At 56.9% G+C, this 17,155-nt stretch carries 11 protein-coding genes; 3 read left to right on the top strand and 8 right to left on the bottom strand.

The features are described from left to right. Positions 1–102 precede the first annotated feature (102 nt). Both FY156_26370 and FY156_26365 read right to left on the bottom strand, forming a co-directional pair. The gene (locus FY156_26370; protein UXS04965.1) at positions 103–1,455 is read right to left on the bottom strand and encodes an aspartate aminotransferase family protein; all 1,353 of its coding nucleotides are present in this window, start codon (positions 1,453–1,455) and stop codon (positions 103–105) included. Positions 1,456–1,500: 45 nt separating this feature from the next. Then, entirely contained in the window at positions 1,501–2,235 is a 735-nt protein-coding gene (locus FY156_26365) for an SDR family oxidoreductase (protein UXS04964.1), read from the bottom strand. Between the two features lie 224 nt (positions 2,236–2,459). Between FY156_26365 and FY156_26360 the strand changes: the two genes are divergently transcribed. Next, positions 2,460–4,106, top strand: coding sequence for a GNAT family N-acetyltransferase (locus FY156_26360; GenBank protein ID UXS04963.1), 1,647 nt, complete (start codon positions 2,460–2,462; stop codon positions 4,104–4,106). A gap of 81 nt (positions 4,107–4,187) precedes the next feature. Then, positions 4,188–5,342 (top strand): amidohydrolase, encoded by a 1,155-nt coding sequence (locus tag FY156_26355; GenBank protein UXS04962.1) that lies wholly within the window; start codon positions 4,188–4,190, stop codon positions 5,340–5,342. A 54-nt stretch (positions 5,343–5,396) separates the two neighbouring features. Here FY156_26355 and FY156_26350 read toward each other — a convergent pair whose 3' ends face one another. The 5 genes from FY156_26350 to bcsN all read right to left on the bottom strand — a co-directional run bounded on the left by FY156_26350 (position 5,397) and on the right by bcsN (position 14,379). After that, positions 5,397–7,724: a cellulose synthase gene (locus FY156_26350; GenBank protein UXS04961.1), complete on the bottom strand. Its 2,328-nt coding sequence runs from the start codon at positions 7,722–7,724 to the stop codon at positions 5,397–5,399. Continuing rightward, positions 7,721–8,779, bottom strand: a complete 1,059-nt coding sequence (locus tag FY156_26345; protein ID UXS04960.1) for an endoglucanase — start codon at positions 8,777–8,779, stop codon at positions 7,721–7,723. The genes FY156_26350 and FY156_26345 overlap by 4 nt, the downstream gene beginning before the upstream one ends. After that, positions 8,776–11,214, bottom strand: coding sequence for a cellulose biosynthesis cyclic di-GMP-binding regulatory protein BcsB (locus tag FY156_26340; protein UXS04959.1), 2,439 nt, complete (start codon positions 11,212–11,214; stop codon positions 8,776–8,778). Before FY156_26340 ends, FY156_26345 begins: the two co-directional genes overlap by 4 nt. Then, positions 11,211–13,412 carry a UDP-forming cellulose synthase catalytic subunit gene (gene bcsA, locus FY156_26335; protein ID UXS04958.1) on the bottom strand — a complete coding sequence of 734 codons (2,202 nt, stop codon included), beginning with the start codon at positions 13,410–13,412 and terminating at the stop codon, positions 11,211–11,213. The genes FY156_26340 and bcsA overlap by 4 nt, the downstream gene beginning before the upstream one ends. A gap of 85 nt (positions 13,413–13,497) precedes the next feature. Further along, positions 13,498–14,379: a cellulose biosynthesis protein BcsN gene (gene bcsN / locus FY156_26330; GenBank protein UXS04957.1), complete on the bottom strand. Its 882-nt coding sequence runs from the start codon at positions 14,377–14,379 to the stop codon at positions 13,498–13,500. Positions 14,380–14,814: 435 nt separating this feature from the next. Here bcsN and FY156_26325 point away from each other — a divergent pair, with 435 nt between their 5' ends. Beyond that, positions 14,815–15,999, top strand: coding sequence for an AGE family epimerase/isomerase (locus FY156_26325; protein ID UXS04956.1), 1,185 nt, complete (start codon positions 14,815–14,817; stop codon positions 15,997–15,999). 181 nt (positions 16,000–16,180) lie between these two features. Here FY156_26325 and FY156_26320 read toward each other — a convergent pair whose 3' ends face one another. Next, positions 16,181–17,146, bottom strand: coding sequence for a glycosyl hydrolase family 5 (locus tag FY156_26320; GenBank protein ID UXS04955.1), 966 nt, complete (start codon positions 17,144–17,146; stop codon positions 16,181–16,183). Between the last annotated feature and the right edge of the window lie 9 nt (positions 17,147–17,155).

Below are 17,155 nucleotides of genomic sequence, written 5' to 3'. Positions count from 1 at the left end.
TCTGATTGAATGAACGTATCCTAGTCCGTTCTGGAGCGGATGCCGGGCTAACCCGGCATCACAGAATGTAACGCCACGCGGGCGTCCTTTTGTGGGCAGCCGTCAGCCACGTTCTGCCGCGATCTTGTCAAGACCGCGCTTGACCCCGGCAAACAACTCATCAAGCTGTTCCACAGTGATAATGATTGGCGGGCAGAAGCAGATGGCTTCACCGATTGGCCGGGTAATCACTCCTTCCGATTCGATTGCAGCGGCGATGGCGAGCGTCGTATCTCCCGCCTTAAACCCCTCCCAAGGCTTGATCTCAAGCGCACCAAGCAGCCCAACGCCACGTGAAGAATGGACGAGTGGATGCTCGGCGAGCGCCTTGAGGTAGCCCAGGAACAGTCCCTCCAGTCGAGCAACGTTACCGACCAGGTCACGCTCCTGAATGATCTTCAGGTTTTCCAGTCCGACTGCCGTCGCGACCGGATGCCCGGACGCCGTGAAACCGTGACCGAAGGAACCGATGCGATCAGACTCGTCTGCAATCGGCTGATAGAAATTGTCGTTCATGATGATCGCCGAAAGCGGCATGTAAGACGACGATATCTGCTTGGAAACCACAAGCACATCCGGGTTTATACCGTAAGTTTCGCAGGCAAACATTTTCCCGGTGCGTCCAAACCCGCAAATGACTTCGTCAACGACAAGGAGGATGTCGTATTTCTTGAGGATTGCCTGCACACCCGCCCAGTACCCCTCAGGCGGCACAAGAACACCGCCTGCGCCCATGACCGGCTCCCCCCAGAAAGCGGCAATTGTTTCCGGACCTTCACTGATGATCAGGTCCTCCAGCTCTTTCAGGATGCGTGCGGTGAACTCCGCCTCGCTCTCACCATCCTTGCCAAAATGCACATAGGAGGGGCAGGCGGTATGCAACATCCGGTCCAGTGGCAGATCGAAGCTCTCGTGGTTGCGCGGCAGCCCGGTGATTGATGCCGAGGCGATGGTGACACCGTGATAACCCTTGATGCGACCGATGATCTTTTTCTTGTCCTTGTTGCCGAGCGCATTGGACCGGTACCATACCATCTTTGCAACGAGATCGTTTGCTTCAGACCCGGACGAGGTGAAATGCACCTTCGACATAGGGACAGGCGCGAGCTTGATCAGCATTTCCGCCAGATCGACCGAAGGGCCATGGGTCTTATAGGAAAAGGTGTGATAGTAGGGGAGCTTCTGCATCTGCTTGGTTGCAGCTTCGACAAGACGCTTTTCACCAAAGCCGAGTGCAACAGACCAAAGGCCCGCCATCGCCTCGATGTAGCGCTTGCCATTGTTGTCGGTGACATAGATGCCCTCACCACTCTCAATGACAAGGCCGCCCGTCTTCTCGAACTTCCGCAGATTGACGTTCGGATGCATCTGGTAGGCGATATCGCGTCCCTCGACGGAATTCGGCAGGATTGTCATCGGTAAAAGCTCCATTGCAGCTTGATTGATACGTGAAATGAGGCGTCAGACGTGCTGGCCGCCATTGATGTGGATCTCGGCACCATTGATGTAGGTCGATTGGTCCGAACAAAGGAAATAGATCGTCTGGGCGACCTCGGTGGTTGTTCCAAGCCGCCCCATCGGCACTTGTGCCTCAACCAATTCCGCAGTCCCGGGTGACAGGATAGCGGTATTGATCTCACCCGGTGCTATGGCGTTTGCACGCACGCCGCGCGGACCGAATTCGTGTGCCAGTTCGCGCGTCAGGGCCGCCAGCGCTGCCTTCGACGTCGCATAAGCAACGCCGGCAAAGGGATGTACTTTTGAGCCGACGATGGACGTAACATTGACGATCGAGCCCCTTGCCGCCTCAAGTTCCGGCAAAAGCGCACGCGCCAGAAGTGCTGTCGAAACAAGATTGACGTTGAGAACCCTTGTCCAGACTTCTGCGGTGGTAGACATAACGCCGAGGCGGCTACCGCCTTCGCCCTTCGGCGAGATGCCGGCATTGTTCACAAGGGCCGCCAGCTTTCCATCAGGCAATCGCGAGCGCACGGCATCTGCAAGATCATCGATCGCGGACAGGTCCTCCAGATCAGCCTGAATATGGCTCTCGCGCGCAGCCGGCCATCGGCACTCCTCAGAAAAGGGCTGCCGTGAGACTGTCAGAATTCGCCATCCTTTTTCCTGGAAGAGCTTGACGGTGGCGTGCCCTATTCCCCGGCTGGCGCCGGTAAGCAGCATGTAGGGGACGGCCATATAAGACTCCTGTGCCACGCGGCTCCTTCGGACCCGCATTCATCCGCCATGTTAGAGCGTCAAAAATGGCTGACAAGCGGTTTTTCCAACGTCGCGGCAACATCATCAGTCTGCGGGCTAATCCCATTTGATGCCCCTCTTTCATCCGAACGGAATATTTGAGGCGCTCCGTTTGCCCATAGAATGAAAGTGCCCGATTTTGTCACTTGTATTGGGAGGGGACAGTGCGCATCGACATCATCGATACCGTAAGCGGTTTCAACGCCATCAGGGAAAACTGGGATCAGGTGTTCATGGCGGACCCACACGCCCAGCACTTCCTCTCCTGGTACTGGCTGGAAGATTACATGTTGCGCCGCAAGCGCTGGTTTATTCTGGCACTCCGCGAGAGGCCGGAGGGTTCCCCGTACGTGGCATTTCTTCCACTACGTGTTCTGACCGAACCAGATAAAAAGACGGGTCGATATTACGACACCATCGTGATGGCCGGGAACGCTGCGGCTGATTATGCTGGTTTCATCACCCATCCCGAATATGAGCATCATGCAGTTGCCGGTTTCTGTTCCTATCTCAAGCAGCAAAACTGGACAGACCTCAAACTTGATTACATCGCCGGTCCGCCTGAGCGCCGGCAGGCAATGATCCACGCGCTTCAGGGACCGCTTGTCATGTTCCGCGACAGCACCCCGAAAAACGCCTACAATATCGACAATAGTATTTGCCCTGTCGTGACGCTGCCCGAAGACTTCGATGCCTATCTCGACACAAGCATGAGCAGCCAGACACGCCAGAAACTGCGGCGTTTCCTTCGAAAAATCGAGAGTGACGACGAGTACAGGATTACCTTTGCGACAGCGGATACCATCAAGCGAGACATGGATATTCTGTTCCACTTCTGGCGAATTCGCTGGGCACCGCACAAAGGTAAGGAACGAACTGAACTTCTGATCGGCGCAACGCGACAGATGCTGATGGACTGTTTTCACCGAGGTAACCTTGAAGTACCCGTACTTTGGGTTGGCGATCGGCCGCTCGGCGCACTTGCAAACATCATCGATCGACAAAAGCTGTCCATCCTTTTCTATATCACCGGACGTGATGAGGAGTGGAAGACACCCTCCCCTGGTCTTGTGCTGCATGGCCACTGCATTCGTCGCGCCATACAAGCGGGTTTCAAGACCTACGATTTCCTGCGCGGCAACGAACCTTACAAATACTTCTTCGGCCCGGAGGAGCGCCAGCTTTCCTGCACGCATTTCCGCACGCGCTCGGGTGAAAACCTTGGTGATCGACTGCATCCACGCAGCATACGGTTTGTCTATGAGGAAGCCCTCAAGCTTTACAAATCGGGTGCCAAGGCGAAGGCAAGTGTCGCCTTTTCCCAGGTACTCCACGCGACACCAGACCATGGCGGGGCGCAATTTGGCTTGGCAAAGCTGATGTTCGACAGAGGCGATTTCCGCGAAGCGGAAATCGCTTTCACATCGCTCCTCGCAAGCAGCGATGATCCAGTCATGTTGTGGCTCCGTATCGGAGAGACGCGTCTTGCCCAAAGCCATCACAACGAGGCGGCAGAAGCGTTCCGTCAGGTCATCAATCGCGCACCATTCCACCGCGAGGCCCTTTACAAGTGCGCCATCGCCTTGATCGCTGCAGGACGATCGATGGAGGGAGCCGAAATTCTCGACCGCCTGCAACACTATCATTCCGACGATGCCGCAAATCTCGAATATGCGGAGAAGGCGCGCGCAGCACTTGCCCGTCTGGACCTCAGCAAAAAAGCTGTGCCGGTTCCAGCCGAGTTGATTGCCATGGCGGAAAAACCGAAGAGATCAGGTAAGCGCTGGCAGGCGCCAAAGATTTTGCATTGAGAATAATGCCCTGTAAGGTCCATCGTAGCACGACACGTCTTAGGGTCGTCGTGACGCCATGGAAACCAGCAAGGCATTATTATGTTTCTGACGAACAAGGACTTGATCGATCTCGTGGACTTTCGTCGCGAGCTGCACCGTTTCCCGGAAATTTCAGGAGGAGAAAAGGAAACGGCGATCCGCATCCGCCGTTTTCTGGAAAGAGCAGCGCCTGATCAAGTTCTTGCTGACCTTGGAGGTCACGGCGTGGCGGCCGTCTACGATAGCGGACGATCCGGCCCGTCCATTCTGATCCGCTCCGAACTCGATGCCCTGCCCATCGAGGAAAAGACTGGTGTCGCCTATAGCTCCACCATAAACGGCCGCGGGCATCTTTGTGGCCATGACGGCCATTCGACAATTCTGACCGCCCTTGCTCTTGGCCTTTCACGGACCCCTCCTGAAACAGGCCGGGTAATCCTGCTTTTCCAACCGGCAGAGGAAACAGGGGCCGGCGCTGCAGCGGTTCTCGCCGATCCCCGATTTTCCGAGATCAAACCCGACTTCTCTTTCTCGCTCCACAATCTGCCGGGGCTGCCCCTCGGCCATGTCAGCCTCATCGATGGACCTGTGAATTGCGCATCGAGAGGCCTTAAAATCAGATTGTCGGGAAAGACCGCACACGCCTCGATGCCGGAGTACGGCATCTCGCCGATGCGGGCTATATCGCAGTTGATGCCGGCCCTGACCGAACTTGGTTCAGGCCATCCCTCGCAGCCGGATTTTTCGATGGTGACTGTCACGCATGCTTCAATGGGCGAGGCAGCTTTTGGCATATCACCGGCTGACGCAGAAATCTGGGTGACCTTGCGGACTTTGACCGATGACAGAATGGCGGCGCTTTGTGCAGATGCAGAAGCGTTGGCACACAAGGTTGCGGCGAGCGAAAACCTTTCACTTGAAATGGCTTACGACGACATATTCCTGTATTGCGACAACGCTCCGGACGCCGTGTCTCACCTCATCCAGGCTCTGGACGATGAGAAAATCACTCGGGGTACAGAAGGATTGCCAATGCGTGGCTCGGAGGATTTCGGGCGGTTCCGATCAGTATCTTCATCCGCCATGTTTTTCCTCGGCGCGGGCATGAATTCAGCCAGCCTGCACAATCCCGACTACGATTTTCCCGACGAATTGATCGAGATTGGTGCACGCATTTTCATGCGTACGATCCGCAACCTCACCGATAGACAGTGAGTAACCTGGCAGGCTTTGCCAGTGCAGAAGCCGCCATTCATTCCGCAACCACGATCAACCGCCGCCCTGCGGACCGCCCTTGGGATTTGCGGCACGCACCGCAGCTAGTCCCTTGATTGCATCCTGGTTGCCGGTAGACGCGACACTTTCGAAAATCTGGGTCGCATCAGCGTAACGCCGCATGGCGAGGTAGGAATAACCACGTATCACCATCAAGTCGCTCCGCTCATCGACAAGTCTGGCGCGCTGGTCAAGCAAGAGGAGCGTTTCTGCGTAACGGCGTGATTGAAATGCAGCGAGCGCCCTTTCTGCCAGAATTGCCACCTGCAATTCGGCCGCCTTTGAGTGATCCAGCGTCGACCTCGTTGCAGACACCGCCGCGTTGTCGGTCAGCCCCATGCGCAGATATGCGAGGCTCTGGCCGTATGCTGCATCACTGCGCACCGTGGATTGTCCGCCGGCAATCGCGGAATCGAACGCTTTCAAAGCCTCGGCCGGTCTATTTGATTCCATCAGGCACCAACCGAGATCAAGTGCCTGCTGGGCTGAAAGTCTTTGCGGATCCGGATAAACCGAGCAGGAGCGAGCACGCGGAACCTGCGCAGAAACACGCGCCTGCCTGCGCGGTGCGTCCTGTGTCACCCGGCCGGCGGCGGGTGGGTTGTAGGCAATGGGTACGTCCCCATGAGCGACCGTCTGTGCCGGTACCTGCGTCTGAGGCACCATCGTCTGTGACGGGGCGACAGAGACCGGAACGGACGGCTCGACTGTCCGTACTGTTCCGATATCGGCGATGCGTTGTGACTGGCTTGCCCACTGCTGCTGCAGGCTTCTGAGTGCAGCAAGATTGCGCAGATCATGATAACTGAGTGCCAGACCATATGCCGAAGGCTCGTCATCCGGTTTCCAGCCAAGCGCCGTGGAGAACCATTGCAGCGCGAGCGGCGTCTGCCGGAAGGCACGCGAATACCAGCCAAATTGCTGTGCAGTCGCTGCGTCTTTTTCTGCCATTGTTTCAGCGGCGATACGTTGCAGGACGTCGGCAGGGAGAACGAGTGGAGGTTCCAGCGCCAGGAGATTGGCGGTTGCCGCCAGGTAAGTCGCATGTGCATCATCCGAAGACCCACGCCACTTATACATGACATCTTCTGCTTCGCGAGGTTCATTGCGATCGATCAAGGTGAGCGCGAGCCCCTGTGAGGCAGAGGCCGTATCTTCTTCTTCGCGCGCACGACGGAACCATTTCTCTGCCTCCGGCAAATTCTTTTGGCGGATTTGGTACCAACCAAGCAGCAGGGCGTCACTCGCCAACTTGTCAGTTTCAGCAAGGCGCTCAAGCCGCATGAGATAGGCGGACGGAACGGTGACCGGTGCACTCGCCATCCTCGTGTCGGTTTCCTCCTTCGTCACGGGCTCGCCTGCCTTCGCGACGAACTGTCGTGCAAGGTCGTTTTTGACCGGTTCGAACTCGAGCTGTCCGTCTGCACCGGCCTTCTCCGTGGAGAGAAGGTCTTCCATCATGTCTATGGGCAGCAAGGTCGACGCCTTCTGGATCGTCGCAAGACGATCACTGCCGGTCGTGCAATTGTTCAAGACGTAGAGATAGGCGTCGCGTGCTCTGGCTGTCCTCTCGGTACTGGCAAAGGCTTCGGCGACACGCCAGAGGACATCGACCTCTCCGCATGTCAGCAGGCTTGGATTGGAAGCAGCCGTATCCACCACAACCGCGTATTGCTTGAGATCGGATGCATTGACAAGACGTTGCCGCGCTTCGGCAAGAGCCAGCATGTCGCTCAGATTGCTCGGAGGCTGCCAGCCTGGTTCTGCCTGCTGCCTATCCGCTATGGCCTTGCGTACCTCTGCATATCGGCCGTTGGCATAGAGCTGCCACATTGCATCAAGCTGCGCGTCGCCGTTTTCGGGGATGGCAAGAGGATCGGACGGTGGTGTCCAGTTGGGATAGAGGATGCGCAGACGCGCAATTTCAGCCTGCAATCGTTGAGTATCGCCTTTCGCCGCAAAGTAGCGCAATGCGCTCAGATCGACATCAGGATTTTGCCCTGATGGCGCGGCCTGACCGTTCTGAGCCGTCACGGCTTCGGCTGGATTCTGTTGCGATCGCTCGCCCTGTCGGGATTGTTGGGGCGCCGTTGCAGGAACGGTAACCGGCGGCGTTGCCTGCGCCAGTTCACGGCTCCTCAGGAATGAATTGATATCGGCCGGATTGGCCGTCGTGGAAGACGTACGCTGCGCCCGATTGCCGTCGTTGACCGCTCCCGTGTGCACATCGGAAACCCGGCCCAATATCTCGTCACGCCAATGGAAGGCGGAAAGCGCCACCAGAGCGAGAATAAGAGCCGAAGTCGAAAGGGGTTTGTTCATCGGCACGCCCCGTTTTTCGTCGACAGATACGACAAAGCCAGAAGATGCAATGTCGAAGGATAATAAAGGGTTGGCTTAAAGTTCTTCATGTCTTCAGCCACGGGATTTCCACTGGCCGCACACTCGGCGAGCCCCACGATGATGCGATAGCCAGGGTCGGCCAACACATCTTTTGCATCACCGCTTTTCAAATCAAATGTACCCGCAACCCCGCCGTCAGACGCCATTCCCTTGCCTAACCTTGCCAGAAGCGCGGAAGAACCTTGCTGCGCGCGCACGAGATAAAGCGGGATACGGACGGCATTATAACCGAACTCAGCCGGAAAGGCCTTAGCGGGCTGCGGTTTTGTCTTCACGGAGACCCAGTCCGCGGGGAGGTTGCGCGGGCCGAACGCGAACGCGTCGATCTGGGCCAACCCTTCGTCAGTCAGCCCTTGCCAGAGTGGTGAGGGCGAGACGACGTTTAGGACGGGGAAAGCCTCAAAGATCAGATAGGACGGATTGACGACAGGTCCATCGCTACGATCGTCAGCCCCGAAACCACTGACTGCGGGAAGGAGCAAGGTTTTTCCGCCGTATTGTACCACCGCATTTTTCAGGATTGCTGACGCAATAGCCGCAGAAGCCTGAGCGTAATCAAGCCGGTCCCACTGGCCCGCGGCAAGCGCCAGAGCATAAGCAATCAGGATGTCCCCATCCGTCGCGTTATTGATGTCACTGACGTGAGGTTTGGCATTTGGATCCCACTTCCAGGCGGCAAGACCATCGTTGCGGACGAGAAGCTCTGTGCGTGTGAAACTCCAGATCAGTTCGAAATCGGCCATGTTGTCTGCGAGAACGGCGAGCCACATGCCGTAGCCCTGGCCTTCGCTATGGCTGATGTTGCCATTTCCCGTGTCCAGAATGCGGCCACCCGGATCGAGGAAGGCACCCTTATAAGCAGCCCATGCCTGCGAATCTATCGAAGCAGCTCTGGCCACTCCAGTGAGTGGCATAAAAAGCGAAAAGGACAACGGCAACACAATCAGCAGCCTGACGAGCAAAACCTTTATCATCGCTTTCGCCCCATCAGCCGCAACATCGAGAACGTTGCGATCCCAAGGATCGTTACAAAGCCAATGAAGGCCAACGAATAGGAGAAGACGTTTGAAGAAAGCCAGTTGGCAGCAATAAGCCTCCAGTTCCAGATCGAAAATGGCTGCCTGATATCCATATGAGGACGCTCGACCTCGACCGTCTCGATATTGTCGGCATTTCCATCGTAAGCGGCAACACGGCCCGAAACCTGCCGCCAACGATCCTCATGTGTCATGGCCGAGACACCTTCACGAAGCTCGGTGGCAGTCGGGGCTGTCGCCAGCGTCCAGACCCCCTCGCCCGAAGGGCTTAGCCCCTGTGCCAGCATAAACGAAACATTGTCCGGCGGCGAATAAGACTGTTCAGCCGATGGCAGGAAACGCAACGTATCCGAACTGAGATCGAAATTCCGTTTCAGCCATTCTTCGAGGGACGACACCTGCCCTTGCCAAATTCCTCCATCCACGCGCTCACGCCATTGGTCGAAAAGGACATTCTGGTTTTGGGCTGGGGCCTGTGCCGTAGTCCCGGTTTTCCACGCCACCTGACTTGTTGGCGCTAAGTTGAACTGACTTATCAGAGCCTGCGGAAGTTGAGAGATCATGCCGACAAATAACGCGTCACGGTCACCGATCACCATCGGAGACGCCACGGTCTCAATTTCCATCGGTCGTCCGGAGGCAACTGCAATTCGACTGACCAGCGTTGCCGCCGCCGACATGGTATCGGCCTCGAAGCGATCGAGGGAAACAGCAACCGGGTCCTCGCCTCTCGGATAAGGCCTGCCAGTACCGGCCATCGCCGCCAGATCTGGCTTGCGCCCAACGCGCGCATAATCTGGAATATGCATTTCGGAGGTATCAAACAACGCAAAACGCGGGGTTGGACTGGTCGTCGCACCAGGCGCACAAGCCTGATCCTCAGCCGTCATAAGGACAGCCTCAAGGGTGACCCGGTTCGGTCCGGGCTGAAAATGCCGCATCGTCACCTTGATCGGCAAATGCCTGAAAATCCCGCCGCCATTGTTGGAAATCGGCACGGTCGAGGCGATATTGCCATTGACGTAAATGTCGATATGGCTGCCCGGAAGCACCTTCGAGGAGTAGGCAGCGTCCAGCAGCAACGATGCTTCTCCGTAGGCGGAAGCATAAAAGTCAGCCGGCATCCCGATATAGAAGTCTGTCCGGAAGCGGCGACCGGCGAACTCGCTGCTTTGCAGCCCGAGTTCAGAAAGCGGGATGCGCCGATCAGACAGGACAAGAGGAACATCCGGAGCATGCCAGGCTTTTGTCGCAAGTGTCGCGCGTTGTGTTCCTGGAGCACGCACCATCGGCGTGAAAAGGGTTTCGATGGCTGAATCGACCGCCTGAAGTGTCGGACCCGAAACGAGCAAAGGAGAGAGATTATCGACGACGCCGTTCTCAAAGTCCGCGAAGGCTGCTGTGAACGCCTCTGGAGGCAGGTTTTTGCTAATAGCCGCAAGTTCGCGTGCAGTGCCAACCAGAACGACAAGCGTTCCGGCCTTTCGCTCCAGCGGCAACGTCGACACGATCCGAATATTCTGGTTTGGCATCTGCGTTCTTAACGCCAGCGCCTGCGAAAGCCTCAAAAGCGAACTCGCAAAGGCCGGGTTTGCCAGGCCCGGAGCAACGATCTCGATCGATGTCGCCGCATTCTCGTCCAGGCCCGTCGCCTGAATATCGTCAAGGTTTGTAAATCGGCCTGAGACGTTGGAATTAAAGTCGATGTAGGTTTTTGCAGGATCGATCTCGGTCCAGAGATCGTAAGTTGACTGGATGGTGCAATCGGTTCGATGTCGTTGTTCGGCTCCGAGCGTCAGGATATTCGCACCCGTCTGCAAAACGCCTTGAGGGATTTTTAGAGAAACAGTTCCCTCGACATCTGGGGCCTCTATCTTAACGGCTTCAAGCGGCACGTTGTTCAAGCTGAGCTGAAGCGTAGAGCTTTCCGGCGCAACCACGACGGCGTTCTGGTAACCGATGTTCAGTGAAACCGCAGCGTTCACCTGCTCCGGTGTCAGATAAAAACTCCACTGCCGCTGATCCATCTCGCCCGACAGCGTAAGCTTTTCGTAGGGCAAGACATAGCGGCGAGTGTCTCCGCCTTGCTCAACCTTTACCGTGGCGGGGGTCGATACCGCCGGTGGAATGGGTGCGGGCAATGGAGATTGCGACCGAACCTGCGGTGGCTGGACCGGCTGGGGGGCCACGGGTTGGACGACTGGCGGCACTGCGATCGGGGGCTGAACCGGAGAAGGTGGACGCGAAGGAACGGGCGCGGGCGAAGAACCTGCAGGCCTTTCAGGTGACATGTCAAACGGGGACGACTGCGCAAAAGCACAGCTTGCAATGAGGCTCCAGAACAATCCCGCGGAGAGGTACCGTCTGATCATTTCGACGCTCCGGCTGATTTTGCTGGAGCTGGCGCTGGGGTTTCCGGTTTCATGGCCCGCACCAGGTAATACAGGCCGCGCTGCGTCTGGAAGAGCGCAATTGCCAGGAAGATCGCGGTGCCGCGAATTAGACCGGGATTTTTGCGGCGAACCCGCTGAAACTCGCTCCACTGTTCCGAGTTGGCGAAAATGAGATCTGCGATAAGCCGGTGATCGATTGCCCGTTGTGGCGAGAACGTGCAGCCAATGGAAACGAAACCATCGCCCTTTGTGCTACGAACGATGTTGATTGGCATCGTTTCGGGAACACCCTCGCTGTGCGGCTTCACGCGGATAACACCTGCCGTCCCCTTCTCGATCGGTCTGAGGCCACTTTCGAAAAGATTGACCAGCATGCCGTGAACTGAAACGTTTTCGACAGAGGCGGGTATCCAGCGCTCGTCGTCACCAAGCTGGATCTCGCAACGGCGCTTGACGGTGATACGCCGGGAGGCCGACTTTTCGCCACGCTCGGATACGACGCCAAGCGCGCATCCGGCAAAGATGAGATTGAGGAGGTTCCAGCCACCGACGACCAGCGTAACGTCAGCCTTGTAGGGCTCGCTATAGATACGCCAGATCGCAAAGAGCATGGCAATCACCAGAACGCCAAAGATCACAAAGAAGGGACGGCTGATTTCCGACAATCTTGCAGTCGCGATGGATTCGTCCTTGGCAGTGACCTTGAAGGTTGGCTTGCCGGGGTTGAAAATCACAGAGACAACAGCGGGCAGCAAATGCACCGTCTGAACATACTCGTACAGCTCAGAAATCCATGGCCAGCGGAAACTGCCGTAGAGGTAGTTCTGCATCATCAGGTTTACGAGCATATAGGCCGCGGTATAGGCCAGAAACTCGCCGCCGGACGCCACGAAAATCTGGAGGTCGAAGAAAAGGTAGAAAAGTGGTGCGAACAGAAAGATCGTCCGCGGAAAAGGGAAAAGCCAAAAGAGCGTCGAGGACATGTAGCACAAGCGCTGCGTCAGCGAGAGGCCACGCCGTAACAGCGGCTGGCGGAAGATCAGGATCTGCATCATACCCTGTGCCCACCGGCTGCGCTGGCCAATGAAGCTTGCGAAAGTCGCCGGTTGCAAACCGGCAATCAGCGGCTTGTCGACATAAACGCTGTTCCACTTACGGGAGTGGAGTGCGAGCGCCGTCTCGCAATCTTCGGTGATGCTGACGCCACTGAATCCGTCGGTATCCTGAAGCGCTTCACGGCGCAACACGGCGGCAGAGCCGCAGAAGAATGCGCCGTTCCATTTGTCGAGCCCACGCTGGATGATGCCGTAGAACATCTCGTTTTCGCTCGGCATCGTCTCGAAGGTGCGAAGATTTCGCTCGATCGGATCGGGATTGACGAAGAAATGCGGCGTCTGCACGAGAAACAGACGCGGGTCTTCCTCGAAATAGCCAACCGTCTCCAGCAGAAAGTCCCTTGCGGGCGCATGGTCGGCATCGAACACGGTGATCAACTCACCCGTCGAGTGCTCGAGCCCGTTGTTCAGATTACCGGCTTTGGCATGGACGTTACGTTCACGGGTAAGATAACGAACGTCGAGATCCTCGCAAAGCTTCTTCAATTCGTCGTGGCGGCGCTGTGCTGCCTGCGCATCGGGAATGCTAGTTGCATTGCGCTTCTGAACCGTACCGCCGTCGTCCAGGAGCCAGACCGTGAACTTGTCAGCCGGATAGTCCATGTTCTTGGCGGCAGCCAGCGTATTGGCCAGAAGTTCGGCATCCTCGTTGTAGCTTGGCACGAACACATCAACAGTTGGGCGGTAATCGACCGAACCGGGACGCGTCTTGCGTGACGGCAAGGGCATCGACACAATGACAAGACTGAGACCCAGCATGACCACGCTATACATTTCAGCGAGGTAAAGCAGGAAGCCTGGGATGAAGTTCTCAAGCTGATTGACGGGCGGCAAGGTGCTGGTGGTGCGCCAGTAAACATAACGCAAAACGACCGCGGTGCCGAACCCCAGCGCGATCAGCCGCCAGGCGCCCTGACCGTTGAACGATTTTATCGTCGCAAGGAGCGCCAGCGAAATAGCCGTCGCCACGAGATGGGTTTGCAGGCTGACCGGCATCGTAATGATGGCCAGTACGCAAACCGAAACAAGCAACCAGACAACGATCGTAATGGCCTTGTTCATCCAGAGACTTTCCGTCGGTTTCCATAACCGGCATCTTTGCCCGGTTTTGTTTTGATGTTTGCCTGCGCGTTCTCAATCAAAATAGTCAAGGCTGTCCACATCCCGAACCTCCCGAACCGGGAGGGCAGGACGGGGAAGGAATGAACATCTGCTGTGAAGGCTGTTGGCTTCCGCTTGGCCTGGACCGTTCGGGCACCATGCCTGACGGCTGCCCCTGCGGACCCGCTATTGTTGGAGCCGGGATACTGACCTGAGACACCGGCGGCAGTGGTTGTTGCACTTCGGCTCTCGGTGGTGCACTAACGGCAACCGTACGACGCACGGGTGGCACCGTCGCGGTTACTTCCCCACCCGGACGCATCGGGACGTCATTGGTTTTCAATGGGTAGACCGGATTTCCCGGACGTCCCAGCCCTTCATTGACACGCTGAGGCGTTCCATACGGGTTCCAGCCTGGCGATGCATAAGCGCCCGTGATCGTGTAATTATACATCACGCTCAACAGATGCTCGACGCTTGCATTCGGCTCACAAAGTCGCAACCTCACCTTTATGCGACCGAGATTTCGGAAATCCTGCCGCATGTTTTCCGGCGAACGTATGTCTTGCCAGCCATAGAGGCAGACATCGGTGCCCCGACCGCTTCCTGCCGCATAAGAAAAGGCACCATAGCTGTTTTGCAGATAAGAGGCAGTCATGGCGATGTTCAGCCCGGGGAATTCCGAGCGGATCTCGCGCGACAATGACGACGTCCTAAAGCCGGCGAACCGGAGCGCGTCGCCACCCGTATCCTCGGATTTCTGCGGCCCGAAAAATTCCGCCTTGATGTAGTTCTGGCCCGGGGTCGTGGCGCTCGAGCGAAGGATGATCTTCTGCTCGGCCGCGTTGGAATAAGTGCGACCGATCACGGTTACGATCTCAGGCCCTCCAGGCGGCGGGAAAACAAGAGCCTCGGATGGCGAAAACATCTGCGCGCCTCCGAACGACCGAACGCCCGCAGGGGTATTGCAGCCCGAAAGAGCAGCAATGGAGAACAATACTAGAGCCGAGGCAGAAAATCTCACTGCCTTATTCCCCTTCATTCCCCCCAAGTCGCCCAGGTTAAAAGGAGACCGAATCAAACTTGACCAGACCATTTCTACGAAATACGTGAGGGGAAAGAATTAGCAATATCAAATTTATAGTTGCAATTTCGGACATCCCATGCGCCAAACTCGAATCGTCTTGATTGATCTTCATTGAGGAGAATGGAACCAAACCGCCGGACTGACGGTTGGCTCTATTGACGATCGGTAAATTTTCAGGTTGCGGCGCAATATTCCCCATGGTCTACTTGTCGACAGTTAAACCATTTTTAATTGACCGATTTCTTTATTTAACTTTTAAAACAGAGAGTTGAACCCATGACAGTCCAGTTTCCCAGTCTTGCGCAAGAGCTGGCCGCAGAGGTCAAGGCGTTGCGAAAATGGCTTGATGACGATGCTCTGCCTTTGTGGTGGGAGGTCGGCGCAGCCAAACCGGATGGCGGTTTTTACGAGCGTATCGGTCAGGATGCGAAACCGATATTTGCAGACAACAGGCGCGCACGCGTTCAGCCGCGTCAGGCCTATTGTTTCGCGGCTGCCGGACAAAAAGGCTGGAATGGCCCATGGCAGCAGGCGCTCAGCCATGGTCTTTCCTGGTTTGACGCGGTCTATCGCCTCGACAACGGCCTCTATGGCAACCTTGCCGACCAGACGGGTAAACTCATCGATCCTAGCTTCGATCTCTATAATCAGGCCTTTGCGCTGTTTGCGGCCGCACAGGCATCGGCGGCAATTCCCGATCGACGCGATGAGATGCGCGCTCGCGCGCTCGAAATTCTGACGATCCTGAAGCGCGACTACAAACATCCGGTCGCCGGTTTTGAGGAAGCCAATCCGCCACGCTCGCCGTTGTGCTCCAATCCCCACATGCATCTCTTCGAGGCCATGCTTGCCTGGGAAGCCGAAGACCCGACCGGTCCCTGGTCGCAACTGGCCGACGAGATCGGCAATCTTGCCATGCAGCGTTTCATCGATGCCGACAATGGCGGGCTTCGCGAATTCTTCGATCACGACTGGAAACCTTACCCAGGTGACAAGGGCCGGATCATGGAACCGGGCCACCAGTTCGAATGGGCATGGCTTCTGGTGCGCTGGGGTAGCCTGCGCGACAATGGCGAGGTGATCGCCAAGGCCAAGCGGATGTTCGGCATCGGCGAGGATCATGGCATCTGTGCACGCCGCAAAGTGGCGATCATGAGCCTCTACGACGACTTCTCTGTCCATGACGGGTTGGCAAGACTGTGGCCGCAGACCGAGTGGCTGAAGGCTGCCGTGCGGCTTGCGAGCATCACCACGGGCGAAGAACGCCAGCGTTACCTTGCCTCCGGCATTCGTGCCATCGGCGCGTTGCAGCCCTTCCTTGACACTCCGGTCAAGGGGTTGTGGTTCGACAAGTGGCCGGCCGACAAGCCGATGATCGACGAGCCGGCACCGGCAAGCACCTTCTATCATATCGCATGCGCCATCTACGAGGCCGAAGACGTCCTCGCAGCCAGCGTTTAATAAAAAGCGGCGCCCCCGGGGCCAATCAATATTGGGGACTTGACCCTAAATCACTACCGATCAGCCGGGAAACCGGACGAGATTGTTGGAAATCACGATGGGTAGCGTTAAAGACATAGAGCACCGTGCATCCCTGCGGATGCACGGTTTTTTGCTCTAAGGGGCGCCGAAACTGCAATGATCAGTTGACGCGCGGTGGGCGAACCACACGCCATTCCGGCCTGCCGAGATTGTGCGGCCACGGATGCACTTCCTTGTCATTGAAGTAGACGACCTGCTCAAGTTTCGGAAAATCGGCCTGCTTCAACGTTACGTCATTCATCCACGGGCGAACGTAGAGGTCGCTACCCTCATAGCCCAACTCGGCGACCCAGATCGACTTATTGAAGGTTTCGACAAGCCCGTAACCCTTGCGAAGAAGATCGGCAAACTTCTGTGGTCCGCCATACTCGATCTTGTCGTAACCCTCGAGACCAAACACAGACAGGCCAACCAGATCGGTGTAGTTGTCTCCAGGGTAATAGGCCCGCAAGCCCTCCATCCCTTTCGGCGACCACATGGCCCTGACGCCCGGCACCGCCTTGCGGGCGATGTCGACCATACGTCGGTATGCGGTGATGTAGTCTTGCGGATTCCAGCCTGACCAAGAGAACCGTCCAGACGTATCCTCCATTTCCTGTCCCCACCGAAGAACAAGCGGGCTCTTCATTTCGGCCATGCGCGCCGCGATCGCCTGCATGTTCTGATCGTAGTCACCCCTGAGCACCTTGCGCCGCAACTCGTCGGAGCTCAGTCGCCAGTTGACGTCCCAGGACCATGGTTCAACCGTGATCAGCACGTTGCGCTTTCGCTCCATAGCATAGGCATCGGCGAGCTTCAGGCTGTCGAGGTCTACGTCTTCCCATGGCAGGAACAGCGCCTCGGTCACAACACCGGTCTGGTTGGTGAAGTCACCGTGCGGATCATAGGCCCCGAAGCGTATCTGGTCTGGGCGCAGAACCGGCCGTTTGTCGGCAATTGTGTTCATACCTGTTGCCGTCATTGGCGCAACGCCCTGAGCATCCAGCTTGAGTACGGGATACATGCCGGCTGTGAATGCTGCAGCAGCGCCACCTGCGAACAGAAGTTTTCTTCTTGTTATTTGCATGACACTTCT

It is taken from the genome of Agrobacterium tumefaciens (genome assembly GCA_025559845.1).
Taxonomy (GTDB): Bacteria; Pseudomonadota; Alphaproteobacteria; order Rhizobiales; family Rhizobiaceae; genus Agrobacterium.
Note: the sequence above shows the minus strand (reverse complement) of the source record. Positions and strands in the feature narration are given on the sequence as shown.

Excerpts from the sequence above, each read along its gene's own strand:
- FY156_26370 (UXS04965.1), bottom strand. The coding sequence starts at position 1,455 with ATGACAATCCTGCCGAATTCCGTCGAGGGACGCGATATCGCCTACCAG.
- FY156_26365 (UXS04964.1), bottom strand. The coding sequence starts at position 2,235 with ATGGCCGTCCCCTACATGCTGCTTACCGGCGCCAGCCGGGGAATAGGG.
- FY156_26355 (UXS04962.1), top strand. The coding sequence starts at position 4,188 with ATGTTTCTGACGAACAAGGACTTGATCGATCTCGTGGACTTTCGTCGC.
- FY156_26350 (UXS04961.1), bottom strand. The coding sequence starts at position 7,724 with ATGAACAAACCCCTTTCGACTTCGGCTCTTATTCTCGCTCTGGTGGCG.
- FY156_26345 (UXS04960.1), bottom strand. The coding sequence starts at position 8,779 with ATGATAAAGGTTTTGCTCGTCAGGCTGCTGATTGTGTTGCCGTTGTCC.
- FY156_26340 (UXS04959.1), bottom strand. The coding sequence starts at position 11,214 with ATGATCAGACGGTACCTCTCCGCGGGATTGTTCTGGAGCCTCATTGCA.
- bcsA (UXS04958.1), bottom strand. The coding sequence starts at position 13,412 with ATGAACAAGGCCATTACGATCGTTGTCTGGTTGCTTGTTTCGGTTTGC.
- bcsN (UXS04957.1), bottom strand. The coding sequence starts at position 14,379 with ATGTTTTCGCCATCCGAGGCTCTTGTTTTCCCGCCGCCTGGAGGGCCT.
- FY156_26325 (UXS04956.1), top strand. The coding sequence starts at position 14,815 with ATGACAGTCCAGTTTCCCAGTCTTGCGCAAGAGCTGGCCGCAGAGGTC.
- FY156_26320 (UXS04955.1), bottom strand. The coding sequence starts at position 17,146 with ATGCAAATAACAAGAAGAAAACTTCTGTTCGCAGGTGGCGCTGCTGCA.